This is a genomic window from Pseudomonas sp. NPDC089395, from assembly GCF_044749525.1.
Lineage (GTDB): Bacteria > Pseudomonadota > Gammaproteobacteria > Pseudomonadales > Pseudomonadaceae > Aquipseudomonas.
This window is the reverse complement of the sequence record NZ_JBIVID010000001.1, coordinates 133,112-149,179: the sequence shown is the minus strand read 5'-3', so window position 1 is coordinate 149,179 and position 16,068 is coordinate 133,112. Positions and strand designations below refer to the sequence as shown.

At 68.1% G+C, this 16,068-nt stretch carries 3 protein-coding genes and 1 pseudogene; all 4 read left to right on the top strand.

The features are described from left to right. Window positions 1-133: 133 nt before the first annotated feature. Window positions 134-11,119: pseudogene (locus tag ACIPZG_RS00660) on the top strand (BapA/Bap/LapF family large adhesin); the annotation flags it as partial. 63 nt (window positions 11,120-11,182) lie between these two features. Next, the gene (locus tag ACIPZG_RS00655; protein WP_400709196.1) at window positions 11,183-12,616 is read left to right on the top strand and encodes a TolC family outer membrane protein; all 1,434 of its coding nucleotides are present in this window, start codon (window positions 11,183-11,185) and stop codon (window positions 12,614-12,616) included. Further along, a complete protein-coding gene (locus ACIPZG_RS00650; RefSeq protein WP_400709193.1) occupies window positions 12,613-14,781 on the top strand; it encodes a type I secretion system permease/ATPase in 2,169 nt (722 codons plus the stop codon). Before ACIPZG_RS00655 ends, ACIPZG_RS00650 begins: the two co-directional genes overlap by 4 nt. Beyond that, window positions 14,778-15,962 (top strand): HlyD family type I secretion periplasmic adaptor subunit, encoded by a 1,185-nt coding sequence (locus tag ACIPZG_RS00645; protein ID WP_008099032.1) that lies wholly within the window; start codon window positions 14,778-14,780, stop codon window positions 15,960-15,962. The genes ACIPZG_RS00650 and ACIPZG_RS00645 overlap by 4 nt, the downstream gene beginning before the upstream one ends. Window positions 15,963-16,068: the final 106 nt, after the last annotated feature.

Genomic DNA, 16,068 nt, shown 5'->3' with positions numbered 1-16,068 from the left:
ATATCTCCCTAACCACCGGTCACAGGGCCGTTATACGGCCCCGTTGCGCGCAACAGGTCCGCTCGCGGGGGGAGGTTGCGCGAGGCAAGGGTCGCAGAAGCCGACCCGTACCGCACACCAGCAGGGAGCAACCATGGACAACATCGTCGTCGCCGACAAGCAATCTGCCGTCGCCACCCAGAGTGCCTGGGGCAATATCACGCTCAACAGCCCGGGTGTCGTGCAGATGCCGGTGGCCCCCGACCAGGTGGCGACCGTCACCCGCCGTGGCCAGGACCTGATCGTCACTCTCAAATCGGGGGAAAAGGTCACCGTCGGCAACTTCTTCGCCGTGGACCAGGCCGGCGTCGGCAGTGACATGGTGTTCGTCGGCGAAGACGGTACCCTGTGGCACGCCAACTATGACGCCGCCGCCTTTACCGGTTTCACCTTCGACCAAGTGGCCTCGCTCGATGAGCTGGTGGCCGGCATCGGGGTAGCCGGCAGTGCCACGCCGACCTGGGCGATTGCCGGCCTCAGCCTGCTGGGTGTCGGCGGCGCAGCCGCCGCCGCAGACCACCACAGCAGTGGTGGCAGCAGTGGCGGTTCCTCACCTGGCGACACCACGCCACCCGCCAGTGCCATCGATCTGCTGGTATCGCCCGATGGCCTGCACCTGACCGGCCGTGGCGAAGCGGGCACCACGATCACCGTGCGCGATGCCGCCGGCAATGTGATCGGCAGCGGCACAGTGGGCGCCGACGGCACCTTCGACGTCTCGCTGAGTTCGCCTCAGCTCGACGGTGGCAACCTGGATGTCACCCTGACCGATGGCGCGGGCAACAGCTCGCAGGCAGGCACCGTCGGCACACCGGACATGACTGCGCCGCCGGTCCCTGGCGAACTGGCGATCAACGGGCAAGGCACGACCCTGAGCGGGCGCACCGAGCCCGGCGCCACTGTGCAAGTGCGCGGTGCCGACGGCACGCTGCTGGGCACCGCGGTGGCAGGCGCCGACGGCGCGTTCAGCATTACCTTGCAACCTCCCCAGACCGATGGCCAGGCATTGCAAGTCACGGCCCAGGACGCCGCTGGCAACACCTCCGCCGCCGGCACCATCAGCGCCCCGGACGATGGCCTGGGCAACCCGCCGGACAGCACGCCACCCGATGCGCCCAGCGGCCTGCTGATCGATCCGACCGGCCGGCAACTCAGTGGCCGTGGCGAGGCCGGCAGCACGGTGCAGGTGCGTGATGCCCAGGGGAACCTGATCGGCAGCGGCCTGGTCGGGGCCGATGGCAATTTCAGCATCACCCTCACCCCGCCGCAGGTCGATGGCGAACAGTTGCAGGTAACGGCCACCGATGCCGCCGGCAACACCTCCACGGCTGCCGTGGTCACTGCGCCGGACATCGACCCCGGTGGCGCAGACACGACCCCTCCAGCACCGGCCAACGGTCTGCAGATCAGCGCCGACGGGCGCACCGTCTCAGGCCATGGTGAGGTGGGTGCCACGGTCAAGGTCCTGAACGACCAGGGCCAGGAGGTAGGCACGGCCATCGTCCAGGCCGATGGCAGCTTCAGCGTCACCCTTGACCCCGTTCAAGCCAATGGCGAACAGCTGACCATCACGCTAATCGATGCTGCGGGCAACAGCTCACTGCCGACCCCAGTCACGGCACCGGACATCACCCCGCCCAACCAAGCCAGCGACCTGCAACTCAGTGCCGATGGCATCACGCTCACCGGACGCGGCGAACCGGGTGCCAGCGTGCAGGTCAGCGATGCCCAGGGCACGGTGCTAGGGACGGCCGTGGTCGACGCCAATGGCCAGTTCACCCTCACCCTGGCACCGGCCCAGACCGATGGCCAGGTGCTGGACGTGGTGTTGCGTGACGCAACGGGCAACAGCTCGACTGCGCCCCTCGTCGCCCCTGACCTGGATGGCCCGCAGCAACCCTCGGCGCTGGCCATCGACAGCGCCGGCCTGCACCTCACCGGCCTTGGCCAGGCGGGCTCGATCATCACCGTGCGCGGCACCGATGGCAGCGTGCTGGGCACGGCGCAGGTGGGCGCCGACGGGCGCTTCGACGTGACCCTCAGCCAACCCCAACGCAACGGTGAAAGCCTGAGCGTGGACGCCACCGACAGCCTCGGCAACAGCGCCGGCCCGGTCAGCTTCACGGCGCCAGACAGCACACCGCCGCAAGCTGTCGTCAACCCGAGCATCGATGCCAGCGGTAGCACCGTCACCGGCACCGGCGAACCGAACGCCACGGTCACCGTGCGCGGCCCGGATGGCAGCGTGCTGGGCACAGCAGTAGTGGCGGGCGACGGTCGCTTCGAGATCACCCTCACGCCGGCGCAGACCAATGGCCAGGCATTGACCGTTGAACAACAAGACCCGACCGGCAACGTCTCTGCAGCGGCCGACCTGACCGCGCCGGACAGTGTGGCACCCGGTACGCCCGGAGGGCTGAGCTTGTCCGCCGACGGCACGGTTGTCTCGGGCACAGGTGAACCCGGCGCCACGGTGCAGGTCACCGGAACCGGCGGCGCGGTACTGGGCACCGCCGTGGTGGCAGCCGACGGCAGCTTCCACGTGACCCTCGACCCAGCGCAGCTGAACGGCCAAACCTTGTCGGTCACTCAGGCGGACGCGGCAGGCAATACCTCCGGCGCCGAGACCCTGACCGCCAGCGATCTTGAAGCACCGGGCATCGCCCAAGGCCTGACATTGAGCGCTGGCGGGACACTGCTCGGTGGTCAGGGCGAAGCCGGTGCTACGGTGACCGTGCGCGACGCGGCCGGGCAAGTGCTGGGCAGTGGCACAGTCGCCCAGGATGGCTCCTTCAGCATCACGCTGAGCCCGGCCCAGGCCAACGGCCAGGTGCTGTCGGTGGTGCTGGAAGACACGGCTGGCAACCTCTCGCCATCAGCGTCCATCACCGCCGCCGACACGACCGCTCCAGCCACACCGACCGGTCTGCAGGTGAGCGCCGACGGTACCCTGTTGCACGGCACCGGCGAAGTCGGTTCGACCGTGCAAGTGCGCAATGCCAACGGTGACTTGCTGGGCACCGTGGTGGTCCCCGCAGGTGGCAACTTCACGGTGGCGCTGTCCCCTGCACAGCTGGATGGCCAGCAACTGCAGATCACCCTGACCGATGCGGCCAACAATGTCTCCAGCGCAGGCCAGGCCACTGCACCCGATCACACACCGCCCACACTGGTCGATGTCACCTTCAGCGCGGACGGTACCGCCATCACTGGCCATGCTCCAGGTGCAAGCAACGTCACCATCACCGGCCCCGGCGGCACGGTGACCAGCGCGACAGTGAACCCTGACGGCAGCTTCACCGTGACCCTCACCCCACCACTGGCCAATGGCGAAACCGTGAGCGTGGTCGTCACCGACGGGGTCAACGCCTCCGCACCGTCGAACATCACCGCCCCGGATATCACCCCACCCGCGGCGGCCACCGACCTGACCGTGAGCGCCGATGGCACCACTGTCGGCGGTAACGCCGAGCCTGGCAGCACCATCACCGTGCGGGATGGCACCACAATTCTGGGCACCGCCACTGCCGGGCCTGACGGCGCCTTCGTGATCACGGTGAACCCGCCGCTGGCCAGCGGCGATGTCGTGCAAGTGGTGGTGGACGATGGGGCCGGTCATGAAACCCCCACCAATCTCAACGGCCCTGATGGCATTGAAGTAGCCACCCCTAGCGACTTGCAGATCAGCAGCGACGGCTTCCTGCTCATCGGCGAAGGCACCGTGGGCTCGCTAATTACCGTGACCTCCGGCGGCATCACCCTGGGCACCGCCACGGTTGGCAGTGACGGCATGTTCCGGGTGTTCTTCAGCGATGCCCAGCTCAATGCGCAAACGCTGCAGGTCAGCGCCTCGCTGGACGGCAAGCTTTCGGTGCCGGCGACCATCGTGGCCGCGGACAGCACCGCGCCGGAGGCGCCGAGCCAGTTCAACCTCGACCGCAGCGGCACCACCCTCACCGGCCACGGTGAAGTGGGCGCGACCGTGCGCGTGGTGGATGCGCAAGGGACCGTGCTGGGTACCGCGACCGTGGGCAGCAATGGGCTGTTCAGCGTCAGTCTGGTGCCGCCCCAGGCCAACGGCCAGACCCTCACCATTACCCAGGCCGACGCTGCCGGCAACACCTCGCTCGCCGCCACCCTGCAGGCGTTTGACCTGCAGGCGCCGAACGCGGCCACCGGCCTGAGCCTGAACAGCGCCGCCACCGTGGTCAGTGGCCAGGGCGAAGCGGGCGCAACGGTCACCGTGCGCGATGCCAGTGGCGTGATCCTGGCCACCGGCACGGTCAACCAGAGCGGCCAGTTCCAGATCAGCCTGCCCAGTGCGCAAACCACCGGCAGTCCCTTGCAAGTCACCCTCAGCGATGCCGCCGGCAACGTGTCCGGGCCCGCCAGCCTGGCGACCCCCGACCGCACGCCTCCGGCAGTGGTCAGCGACGTAGCACTCAGCGCCGATGGCAAGCAGTTGTCCGGCAGCGGCGAAGTCGGCGCCACCGTGCAGGTGCGCGATGCCGCCGGCAACGTGGTCGGCAGCGCCAGCGTAGGGGCCGATGGCCGCTTCACGGTGACCTTCGATACGCCACAGGCCAGCGGCAAGGCGATCGGCGTGAGCCAGGTGGATGCCGCAGGCAACGCCTCGCCTGCAGTTTCCCTGAGCACCCCGGACCTGACGCCACCGGCCGCATTGAGCAACGTGGTGCTCAACAACAATGGCCTGACCCTGACCGGCCTTGGCGAAGCCGGTGCCACCGTGACCGTGCGCGGCCCCGACGGCACCGTCATCGGCAGCGGCCTGGTGGCCGCCAACGGCAGCTTCACCCTCACCCTCGATAGCGCCCAGCTCAATGCCCAGCATTTGAGCGTGACCCAGACCGACGCCGGCAACAACACCTCGGTCGCCGTCACCGTCACCGCGCCGGACTTCACCCCACCGCCAGCGCCCAGCGCCTTGGCCCTGGCCGGCAGCGGCCTGCAACTGAGCGGCAACGCCGAAGCGGGCAGCACGGTCAGCGTGCGCGATGCCGCGGGCAATCTGCTCGGCACTGCCGTGGCCAACGCCAACGGCACCTTCCAGGTCACCCTGAACAGTCCCCAGACCAACGGCCAGACCTTGCAGGCCAGCGCCACCGATGCCGCAGGCAACGTCTCGGCCAGCACGCCGTACACCGCTGCCGACACCACCCCACCCGCCGCCGTCGCCAACCTGGCCGTCTCGGCGGATGGCGCCACCCTGACCGGCACGGGTGAAGCGGGTGCCACGGTCACCGTGCGCGCCCCAGACGGCAGCGCCCTCGGTACGACCACGGTCGGCAGCGATGGCCGCTTCAGCGTCAGCCTCGCCCCGGCGGCGTCTGCCGGTGAAAGCCTCAGCGTCACCCAGACCGATGCCGCACAGAACGTATCGCCGCCACAGACGGTCAACGCGTCGGGCAACCTGGCACCCGATACCCCCGACAACCTGGTGCTGTCTGCCGATGGCCTGGTGCTCACCGGTAGCACCACCCCGGGCAGCACGGTCAATGTCTACGGTCCCGGCGGCACGCTGCTGGGCACGGCCCTGGTCGGCAACGACGGCACCTTCAGCGTCAACCTCGGCAGCGCCCAGGCCAATGGCGAAGTGCTGCAGGTCAGCGCCGTGGGCACGGATGGCAGCGCCTCGCTGCCGGCCACTTTGCAGGCACCGGACAGCACCGCCCCGCAACCGCTGACCAACCTGGTACTGGCCAACGACGGCCTGACCCTCAGCGGCCGCGGGGAGCCGGGCGCCACCGTCACCGTGATCGGTGAAGGCGGGATCGACCTGGGCCGTGGCGTGGTCGATGCCAACGGCAATTTCAGCATTGGTTTGAGCAGCGCACAGATCAACGGCGAACACCTCAGCGCCAGCCAGACCGACGCCGCCGGCAACGAGTCGAACAGTGTCAGCCTGACCGCGCCCGACCGCGTGGCCCCCGATGCCGCCGCCAACCTTGCCTTCAGCGCAGGTGGCAGCTTGCTCAACGGTACCGGTGAGGCCGGCACCACGGTGAAAGTGCTGGCCGCCGATGGCAGCGTGCTGGGCACCGCGGTGGTCCGTGGCGACGGCACCTTCCAGGTCAGCCTCAGTGCGCCCCAAGCCAATGGCCAGCCCGTGCAAGTGGTGTTGACCGACGCCGCCGGCAACCAGTCGACTCCAAGCCCGATCACCGCACCAGACACCACCCCACCCGCCGCGCCGACCGAGCTGGCGATCTCCAGCGATGGCATTACCCTGACCGGCCGTGGCGAGGCGGGGGCGCTGGTCAGCGTGCGCAACCCGGCCGGTGTCGAGATTGGCACGGCGCAGGTCGATGCCAGCGGCCATTTCACCCTCACCCTCACTCCGGCGCTGGGCAATGCCGAGCTGCTGAGCGTCATCCAGACCGACGCCGCCGGCAACGTGTCAGCCATCGCCACCTTGCAAACCCCTGACTTCACGCCGCCTGCCGCCCTCACCGATGTGCTGATCAACGCCGACGGCAGCGTCGTCACCGGTCGCGGCGAAGTGGGGGCGACCGTGACCGTGACCAACGCCGCCGGCGTGGTCCTGGGCACCACCCTGGTGCTCGCCGATGGCAGCTTCAGCGTCCAGCTGACGCCACCACAGATCAACCAGCAGGTGCTGTCGGTGCAGCAGGCCGATCCACCCGGCAACATCAGTGCGCCGGTCACGGTCGATGCACCGGACCTGACGCCGCCCGCAGCGGCAGTGGAGCTGCACCTGAACGCCAGCGGCGACCAGCTCAGCGGCACCGGCGAAGCCGGCACCACCGTGCGCGTGTTCGTCGGCGCCCTGGAGATCGGCACCGCCACGGTCGCCGCCAACGGCACGTTCGTGGTCAACCTCAATACACCGCAACTCAATGGCGAACAGCTGCAAGTGAGCCTGGTGGACGCCAGCGGCAACGTCTCGCCGATCGGCACGATCACGGCGGTCGATATCACGCCACCGGCGGGCGTGATTGCCGCGCTCAATGCCAGTGGCACGCAGCTCATCGGCACAGGCGAGGCGGGCACTCGCGTCACCGTGATGAACAACCAAGGCGACCTGGTCGGCCAAGGTGTGGTCGATGCCGACGGCACCTTCGTGCTCAACCTCACCGCGGCACAGATCAATGGCCAGGTACTGACCGTCATTGCCCAGGATGCCACCGGCAACCCGTCCCCACCGCTGCAACTGACCGCGCCCGACCTGACCCCGCCGGTACCGCCCGGCAACCTCACCCTGACCGGCAATGGCACATTGCTCAGCGGTTCGGGTGAAGCGGGCACCACCATCACCGTACGCGATCCCTCCGGTACGGTGGTCGGTACCGTCACGGTGCCGGCAGGCGGCGAGTTCACCGTCACCCTGAGCCCGACACAGAACAACGGCCACCTGCTGACGGTGATTTCCACCGACCCAGCTGGCAACACCTCGCTGCCGGCCGAGTACCAGACCGTCGACACCGCCCCGCCCGGCACCGTGACCAACCTCGCCGTCAACAACACCTATGACATCCTCACCGGGCGTGGCGAAGTGGGTGCGACCGTGACGGTCAGCTTCGGCGGCGTGGTAATCGGCACCGGTCAGGTCGACAGCGGCGGCAATTTTTCGATCAACCTGCAACCGGCACCCGGTTCAGGCGCGTCCTTGGCCGTTACCCAGACCGATGCTGCCAACAACACCTCGGCGGTAGCGACTTATTCCACACCACTGGTACCACCACCAGAACCACCCACCAATGTAGCGCTGGCCGCCGACGGCCTGACCCTGTCGGGTACCGCCGCCACCGGCGCGTCGATCCGCGTCTACGACGCCGCCGGCAACCTGATCGGCAGCGGTGTGGCGAACATCCTTGACGGTGGCTTCACCCTGACCCTGAACACCGCCCAGCTCAACGGGCAACACTTGACCGTGACCGCGGTGTCGCTGCTCGGTGGCGAGTCGCAGCCGGTGTTCGTCACGGCGGCCGACAGCACGCCTCCGGCCAACCCGCTGGTCACCGCACTGTCGGCCAACGGTCTGGTGCTAAGCGGTACCGGTGAAACCGGCGCGACTGTCACCGTGCGGGACGCGGCCGGCAACGTGCTCGGCACTGGCCTGGTCAACGGTGCGGGGGTATTCAGCATCAACCTCGGCAGCCCCCAGCTCAACGGCCAGGTACTGAGCCTGAGCCAGGCCGATGCCGCGCAGAACGTGTCCGGCAGCACCAGCTTCACCGCGCCGGACACCCAGGCGCCGCTGGCGCCGAGCAACCTGTCGATCAATGCCGGTGGTACCGTGCTCACCGGTAACGGCGAGCCGGGTGCCACCGTGACCGTGCAAGGCCCCGGTGGCCAGCTGGGCACGGCCATCGTGCAAAGCGACGGCACCTTCAGCGTCACCCTGACCACCCCCCAAAACGACGGCCAGGCCTTGGTGGTTCGCCAGTCGGACGCCGCCGGCAACGCGTCCACCAGCACGGCCATCACCGCACCAGACACGACTCCGCCAGCCGCGCCGGTGGCCAACATCAACGCAAGCGGCACCACGGTGACCGGTTCTGGCCAGATCGGCAGCACGGTCATCGTGCGCAACAGTTCCGGCACCGTGCTCGGCACCGCCATTGTGGGCAGCAACGGTCTGTTCGTGGTCAGCCTGGCCGCGGCGCAGATCGACAACCAGGCCCTGAGCGTTACCCTCAGCGATGCGGCGGGCAATGTCTCGACCGGTACCGCGCTGACCGCACCGGACCTCACCCCGCCTGCAGTCGCCAGCAACCTGGTGATCAGTGCCGATGGCAGCACCCTCACCGGCAGCGGCGAACCCGGGGCCACCGTCACCGTGCGCAGTGCCAGCGGCACCGTGCTGCAGACCGCGACCGTACAACCCGACGGCACCTTCACCGTCACCCTGAGCCCTGCCCAGGACAACGGCCAGGTGCTGTCCATAACCCTCACCGACCCACGCAACAACACCTCCGGCAACGTCAGCATCACCGCCCCAGACATCGATGCCAATGCGCCGGTGATCGCCAGCGACAACCTGGCCACGGCCACCGTCAACCTGGCGCCGGTGGTCAGCCACCAGACCTACAACGACAGCTTCACCACCTTGCTGTCCGGCTTCAGCAAGACCTTCACCTGGACGGTCGGCGCCGGCGCCACGGTGGACCCGACCCTGACCCTGACCACCAACAGCGCCCTGGCCCTGCTCAACAACGCCACCTTCACCCTGCAGGTGAAGGACGCCTCCGGCGCCTGGGTGACCTTGGCCACCGGCACCAGCCAAGGCCTGCTGGACCTGATCCTGCTGCCGCTGGGCCAAGGCATCCGCGTCGACATCGGCGTGCTGCAGGCCGGCGAATACCGCCTGACCGTCGGCAGTGGCGGCATTGGCCTGATCACCAATGTCACCACCACCCTGGACATCGATACCACCAACCTGACCCAGTTCACCGGCACCGGCACACCGGTGTCCGGCAACGTCATCAGCGACCCCGGTGTCGATGGCAGCACCGATGCCCGGGGCCCGGACAGCGCCGCCGTGCTGCAGGTGCTGAAAAACGGCAGCTACGTCAGCGCCGGCAGCGCCACCGAAGTGCAAGGCTTGTACGGCACCCTGGTGATCCGCGCCGACGGCACCTACACCTATACACCGAACGGCACGCCGTCCAGCGTCGGCAAGGTGGATGTGTTCAGCTACCAGCTGGTGCACAGCAACGGCCTGACCGATGTCGCCAACCTCTATGTGCGCATCGACAGCCCGCAAGCCTCGGAGATCTGGAACGACAGCAACCTCAGCGCACCGGCCACGGTGGTGGATGCGGTCAACGATGTCGACAGCACCCACATCACCCTGGCCAACCGGGTCGACAGCAGCAGCGCCACCCTGGGTACGCTGAGCCTGCCGGTGATCGGCTCACGCCAGGCCATCTACACCACCACGGTCGCCGCCGACACCAGCGCCGACCTGCAAGTAGTGATCAACTCGACCAACCTGCTGACCCTGCTCGGCAACACCACCATCGCCTTGTACAAGCTCAATACCAGCACCGGCCAATACGTCCTGGTGCAGTCGGTACCGGGCAGCTCGCTGCTGACCCTGCTGGGCGGTGGCGCCGCCTATACCTTCACCGGCCAGGGTGCCGGCAGCTACCAGGTCCGCGTCGGCTCCAGCGGTATCGGCCTGCTCAGTTCGATCACCACCAGCCTCAACACCACTACCACGCATCTCACCGAGTTCGTGGTCGGCAGCTACACCGCCGTGAACGGCAACCTGATCACCGACCCCACCGGGGCCGACAACCTGGGTTCCTCACTCACCGTGCTGAGCGTGCTGGTCGCGGGCAATACCTACGCCGTCCCTGGCTACAACGGCATCACCGTGGCCGGCACCTATGGTTCGCTGTTGGTGCATGCGGACGGCAGCTACACCTACACCCTCAACAATGGGCTCACGTCGGCGGTGATCGGCCAGCATGACACCTTCACCTACGAGCTGACCCACCCCAACGGCACCAGCGACACCGCCACCCTCACCATCAACCTGGACGGTGCCAGCGGCTTCACTGCCACCTCCTCGATGCTGGCCGACAGCGGCGACGACGGCACGGCACTGGTCGCGGCGGCAGCCTCCAGCGAAGTCCTCGTCGGCACCGACGGCAACGATCACCTCGACGGCAGCCAGGGTGGCCACATCACCCTGCAAGGCGGCGCGGGGGACGACACCCTGGTGGTGGTCGACCAGCAGTTCGCCAGCATCGACGGCGGCACCGGCACCGACACCCTGTTGTGGGGCGGTGGCGATGCCAGCATCGACCTGGGCAACCTGGTCGGGCGCGTCCACGACATCGAAGTCATCGACCTCAACGACACCAGTTCGGTAGCGCTGACCCTCAACCTGGCGGACGTGGTGGCAATCACCGAAACCGGCAAGGACACCCTGATCATCAAAGGGGATGAAAAAGACTCAGTTCACCTCACCGACAGTTGGACCCTGACCGGCAACCAGAGCGCAGACGGCGTCGACTACAACCAGTACACGGCCCAGGAGGACCCGAGCCACCACCTGTGGGTACAGAACGGCATTCATGTCGTCTGAAGGCGCAGCAACCCGCCGGGCATCACGCCCGGCGGCATGGACGAACAGCAGTAAGGGCATTTCGTGAAGCGACGCAGTCCGCTATCAGCGCTGTTGCTGGGAGCCCTCGGGCTCCTGCTGGTCACTACCCACCCGGTTGTCCTGGCAGCCGATGACATAGATCCCACGCTGCGCACCATCGGGCCATCGCTGCTGCGCGATGCCCCCGACGCCATCCCCGCCCGTCCCCCCTCCGGCCAGGCCGCCTACCGGGGCGACCGGCTGGGGCTGGCCGAGGCCGTGCTGGCCGCCGCGCAGTGGCACCCGAGCATCGCCGAGGCCATCGGCAACCTGTACAAGCAAGGCGAAGGCATCAACGTTGCCCGCGCCGGGTACTACCCGCAGATTTCCGGGGGTATCCGCACCGGTTACGACAGCGGCTACGGCGGCGACCGCAACAGCCAGGCCCTGAACCTGTCGCTCAAGCAGATGCTCTACGATTTCGGCAAGGTCGACAGCGCCGTCGATGCAGCCCACGCCGCCGCCACCCGCGCCCAGGCCAATATCCTGCTGGTGCTCGATGACCTGGCCCGTGACACCGCCTACGCCTGGATCGAAACCCGCCGCTACGAGCAGCTGATGATCATCGCCCGCGAGCAGATCCGCGGGGTCGATGACATCGCCGGCATGGCACGCCAGCGCAGCGACATGGGCGCCAGCACCCGCTCCGATGTGGTCCAGGCCGAGTCGCGGGTAGAAGGCGCACGCGCCACCCTCGAGGAATACCAGGCGCAGTACCAGCGCTGGCGCTCGACCCTGGCCGCCCTGCTTGGTCGTGTGTCGCCACCGGCACTGGCCGAAGAATCGCCCCCGGAACTGAACCAGGCCTGCAAGCGCCCGGCCCAGGGCGACGACCGCCTGCCCGCCGTGCTCATGGCCCTGGCCCTGCGCGCGCAGTCCAAGGCGGAGCTGGCCCAGGCCAAGGCCGAAGCCTACCCGACCCTGTCGCTGCAACCGCAGGTCAACCATTACCTGGACAACGACTACAACCGCGACAACCACAGCCTCGACCGGACCCAGGCCGGCATCTACCTGAACCTCGAGGTGCCGATCTACCAGGGCGGCGCCATCAGCGCCCGCACCCGCGCCGCCGGCCATGCCCTGAGCGCCGCCGATTCCGCCGAGGATGCCGCGCGCCTGCAGGCCCGTCGTGGCCTCGCCGAAGCCATGGCGCAGACCGCCGGGCTGGGCCGCCGGCTCAGTTCGCTGGAAGCCCGCCAGGTCAGCATCCAGGAGGCGCGCATGCTCTATGGCCGGCAGTATCTGGACCTGGGCACACGGCCGCTGCTCGACCTGCTCAACGCCGAGCAGGAAATCTATCAGTCACGTTTCGACCTCGCCGGCACGCGCTCCGACCTGCTGCGCCTGGATGTCGACTGCCTGTACAACACCGGCGCCCTGCGCAGCGCGCTGGGTCTGGAAGGCCGCAACCTGCAAGGGGTGGAGATCGAGCCATGAACCCAACCGTCAATCCGAGCCAGGCCAATCCACAGCACAACGCCGAACAGGCAGTGACCGAACGCCCCGACCTCGGGCCTTGGCTTGAGGTGATGCTTCAGGTCGCCCACCACTACCGCCTGGACGTCTCGCCCCAGCGCATCCGCCTGGCGGCGGTGGAGGATGCCCGGCCGCTGGACGAGATCCTCCGCCACATGGCGCGCCAGGCGGGCCTTGCGCTGCGCTTCGTGCGTTTCGACGCCAAGGCCCTCAAGCAGTGGCGCACACCGTTGGTGCTGGAGCTCGATGATGGCCAGCTGGCGGTGGTCGAAGCGGTGACCGAGGACAACGAGCTGGCAGTGGTGTTCGCCGGCGACCAGCGGCTGACCTCGCGCCTGCCGCGCGCCGCGCTCGAAGGGCGCATCAACCGGGTCGCGCTGATGCGCCCGGCGCGGCCCCTGCGCGATGTGCGCACCGACGACTACACCGCGCCCTACGACCGCCACTGGTTCGCCCGCATCGTGCTGCGCGACCTGCGCCCCTACGGGCAAGTGATGGTCGCGTCCCTGGTGGCCAACGTGCTGGCCCTGGCCGGCGTACTGTTTTCCATGCAGGTGTACGACCGGGTGATCCCCGCCGAATCGTTGCCGACCCTGTACGTGTTGTTCGGCGGCGTGGTGCTGGCGCTGGTGTTCGATTTCAGCATGCGCCTGCTGCGTCTGAAGGTGACCGACCTGCTCGGCAAGCGCGCCGACCTGCGCGTGTCGGACCTCGTTTATGGCCATGCCCTGCGCCTGCGCAACTCGGCACGGCCCAAGTCCACCGGCTCGTTCATCTCGCAATTGCGCGAGCTGGAGTCGATCCGCGACCTGATTACGTCGAGCACTGCCACGGCGCTGGCCGACCTGCCGTTCTTTTTGCTGTTCCTGTTCGTGTTCTGGCTGATTGGCGGGGTGCTGGTGCTCATTCCGCTGGTGGCGCTGCTGGCCATGGTGCTGCCGGGCCTGCTCGCGCAGCGGCGGCTGGCGCGCCTGGCCAACGCCTCGATGCGCGAGTCGTCGCTGCGCAATGCCATGCTGGTGGAAAGCATCCAGGGCCTGGACGAGATCAAGGCCCTGCAGGCCGAGGCGCGGTTCGAGCGGCAATGGAACCAGTACAACGCCGCCTGCGCCCACACCAACCTGCGCCTGCGTACCCTGACCAACGGCCTGGTGACCTGGACGCAGAACGTGCAGGGCGCGGTGTTTGCGGTGGTCATCGTCATCGGTGCGCCCATGGTGATTGCCGGCGACCTCACCACCGGGAGCCTGGTGGCCGCATCGATGCTGTCGTCGCGAATGATGGCGCCACTGGCCCAGCTCACTCATGTGCTGACCCGCTGGCAGCAGGCCAAGGTGGCCCTGCAAGGCCTGGACAAGCTGATGCAGTCGCCGGTCGACCACCCCGAGGGCGAAGCCCGGGTGCACCTGCCCGCCATCCGCGGCGAGTACACGCTGCGCCAGGCCAACTTCCGCTATGAGGCCGAAGCGCCCCCGGTGCTGAACATCGGCCAGCTGGACATCCAGCCGGGCGAACGCATCGCCGTGCTGGGGCGCAATGGCGCGGGCAAGTCGACCTTGCTGCAGGCCCTGGGCGGGGCCATGGACCTGGCCCAGGGCGAGGTCAGCCTGGACGGCATCGCCCTGGCCCACCTCGACCCGGCCGACCTGCGCCGCGACGTCGGCCTGCTGCCCCAGTACGCCAAGCTGTTCCACGGCACCCTGCGGGAAAACCTCACCCTCGGCGCCGGCCAGGCCAGCGATCAGGAGCTGGTCGCCGCGCTGGCCGCCACCGGCGCCCTGGACTTCGTCCGGCGCCTGCCCAAGGGCATGGACCACTTGATTCTCGAAGGCGGGCTGGGCCTGTCGGGTGGCCAGCGCCAGGCCTTGGTGCTGTCTCGCCTGCTGGTGCGCCAGCCGCAGGTGCTGCTGCTGGACGAGCCCACCGCCTCGCTGGACGACATGACCGAGCGCAAGCTGCTCGATAACCTCGACCGCTTCTGCCAGGGCCGCACGCTGGTGATCGCCACCCACCGCTTGAGCGTGCTGCAGCGGGTCGAGCGGATCATCGTGCTCGATGGCGGGCGCATCGTCATCGACGACAGCCGCGAGGCGGCCCTGGCGAAACTGCAAGGAGGCCAGGCATGAGCAACCATGAACTCCCCGCGTCCTACCTGGATGGCCAGGACGACCAGGCCGTGCTGCGCGCCGGGCGCGTCATCATCCTGTGTGCGCTGATGCTCGCCGCGTTCCTCGGCTGGGCCGCCTGGTTCGAGGTGACCGAAGTGTCGACCGGCACCGGCAAGGTGATCCCCAGCTCGCGGGAACAGGTGATCCAGTCGTTCGAAGGCGGCATCGTCGCCGAGATGAACGTGGCCGAGGGCGACCTGGTCGAGCGCGGTCAGGTGCTGGCCCAGCTCGACCCGACCAAGACCGCTTCCAGCGTCGGCGAAAGCGAGGCCAAGTACCGGGCGGCCAAGGCCAGTGTGGCGCGCCTGCGCGCCGAGGTGACCGGCAAGCCGTTGAGCTTCCCCGACAGCCTGCGTGATTCGCCCGAGCTGATCGAGGCCGAAACCGCCCTGTACGAAACCCGCCGTCGCGGCCTGGAGCAGACCCTGGCGGGCATCGAGGACTCGCTGCGGCTGGTGCGCAGCGAGCTGAAGATCACCGAAAACCTGGCCAAGATGGGCGCCTCCAGCCGGGTCGAGGTGATCCGCCTGAACCGCCAGCGTTCGGAGCTGGAGCTCAAGGCCAACGAAGCGCGTTCCGACTACCTGGTGCGCGCCCGGGAAGAGCTGGCCAAGGCCAGCGCCGAGGCCGACAGCCTGTCGGAAGTGATCCGCGGGCGCAGCGATTCGCTGTCGCGCCTGACCCTGCGCTCGCCGGTGCGCGGCATCGTCAAGGACATCGAGGTCAACACCTTGGGCGGTGTGGTGCAGCCGGGCGGGCAGGTGATGAAGATCGTGCCGATGGACGAGCGGCTGCTGATCGAAACCCGCATCGCGCCACGGGACATCGCCTTCATCCATCCCGACCAGGCGGCGAAGGTGAAGATCAGTGCCTATGACTACTCGGTGTATGGCGGGCTGGATGGCAAGGTGGTGGGGATTTCACCGGATACCCTGCAAGATGAGGTGAAGCCGGAAATCTACTATTACCGGGTGTTCATCCGTACCGAGCAGGACAGCCTGCAGAACAAGGCCGGCAAGCGCTTTGCCATCGTGCCGGGGATGATTGCCACGGTGGATATCCGTACCGGTGAAAAGACCATTCTCGATTACCTGATCAAGCCGCTGAACCGGGCCAAGGAGGCCTTGCGCGAGCGGTAGTGCCTGGCGTGGGTAGTGTGGCGTGGTTGAGATCGAGCGCCGCCCGCGCGGCGCTCGATCTCGACCACTCCAATAACCTCAACCCTTGCGCCCAAAATACCCACAC